The sequence below is a fragment of the Bradyrhizobium sp. Kon56 genome, assembly GCF_055807635.1.
This window is the reverse complement of record NZ_JBVVOU010000611.1, coordinates 1-239: the sequence shown is the minus strand read 5'-3', so window position 1 is coordinate 239 and position 239 is coordinate 1. Positions and strand designations below refer to the sequence as shown.

The following is a 239-nucleotide window of genomic DNA, read 5'->3' as shown; positions in this document are numbered from 1 at the left end:
CACATGCTTGGGAATGAAATGGTAACCACGCCGCATGCTGATAAAGGCTTGTCGTGCATGAATAGCGGCTTCGCAGGAAATGTCCGCGCCAGAGTTACCCGCGCCCACCACCAACACGTTTTTACCGTGCAATTGCGAGCCGGATTGGAACCAATTGGAATGGCGTATTTCCCCATTGAACTCACCGCGAAACGAAGGCAGGTTGGGCTCCCAGTTTGTCCCGGTCGCCAACACTATCC

Annotated in this window: 1 protein-coding gene; it reads right to left on the bottom strand. The window is 54.4% G+C overall.

Annotation, left to right across the window (positions count from 1 at the left end):
* On the bottom strand, positions 1 to 239 hold a 239-nt coding region (locus tag AC0L3B_RS40245; RefSeq protein WP_473383617.1), incomplete at both ends, for an NAD(P)-binding domain-containing protein.